The organism is Oleiphilus sp. HI0066 (genome assembly GCF_001635725.1).
Genome location: NZ_LWFH01001329.1, coordinates 1 through 1,127 on the forward strand (window position 1 = coordinate 1; position 1,127 = coordinate 1,127).

Genomic DNA, 1,127 nt, shown 5'->3' on the forward strand with positions numbered 1-1,127 from the left:
CCTTGTTGCACCGTCACAGTATCAGTGCTCGAGGAACCCGATGTGAACGCAAAAGTACGAACGCCTTCATCAATAAAAGTCGCAACACTCGGTAGCACATTATCTAAGAATAAATTTGGTGGCGGTTCACTCCATTGCGCATTGTCGTATTCATAGGTGATGTCCTTGAAACCCTCTTGAGCACCATTATCCATCTCAAGCCTAAAAATAGCGGAGATATTGCCATCTTCATCGATAGAAATAGCCGGGCTATCAATACTGCGTGCCGTCGCACCTGTTTCAGCTAAGGTTTGCTCATCATGCCAAGCAGGACAGTTCGAGTTAGGATTATTCAACTCAGGATAAGAGGAACACTTTTGAATCGTGCCCGCAGAGCCTCCTCCGCCTCCACCGCACGCAACAAGCAATACTGAAGCAAGGCTTGCAGGAAGAATTTGGATAAGTCCTTTCGTCATAATCTCTCCGAGAGAGGCCTCGTAATACTAAGACCAAAAATGTGAATCATTGGGCGGAACGATACGATTTAGACATAAAAATGTAAATCCAACAAAATCAACTACTTATAAAAAAAATACATTGTCACAGAATTTTTATATTCAAGTGCGACTTTCTAGCGCAAAAAACAAACATCTACTATGCTGAATATAAATAAAAATTCCGCCAAACATCTGGCCGCGACATTATCAAGGAGTGATCCAAATATGCGACTTAGAGCGACGATCTGCATTCTCGTATCGAGTGTTGTCTCATCCTCTCTGGCTCACTCTAAAACCTTAGAAGAAACAACCTTCGAAGCACTACAAAGTAATCCTGAAATGTCGGTCGCTCTGCAAAGCTACTACGCATCGCGAGAAGACTTAGGCGCTGCGCAAGGAAACTTTCTACCAAGCTTAGATTTAAGCGCTGACACTGGGAAAGAAGATATCGATCGACAAGGCGTTGGTGAGACCAATCAAACGCGAACCCAAGCAAAGTTACAGCTCACTATTCCTGTATTTCGCGGCTTTGCGAATGTGAGCGAACATGATCGCGCTGACTTCGCGATGCAAGCAAGTTATTACCAAGCCTTGGGGCAAGCAGAACAAACTTCTCTATCGATCGCTAAAGCCTATACCGATGTTTTAAAT

General features: G+C 43.9%; 2 protein-coding genes. One reads left to right on the top strand and one right to left on the bottom strand.

Annotation, left to right across the window (positions count from 1 at the left end; genetic code table 11):
- On the bottom strand, window positions 1–455 hold a 455-nt coding region (locus A3738_RS19625; protein WP_156504354.1), incomplete at its 3' end, for a hypothetical protein.
- Window positions 456–701: 246 nt separating this feature from the next.
- On the opposite strand from A3738_RS19625, the gene A3738_RS19630 reads away from it, so the two are divergent.
- Window positions 702–1,127 (top strand): TolC family protein (locus A3738_RS19630; RefSeq protein ID WP_197473930.1); only part of this gene is annotated, 426 nt, incomplete at its 3' end.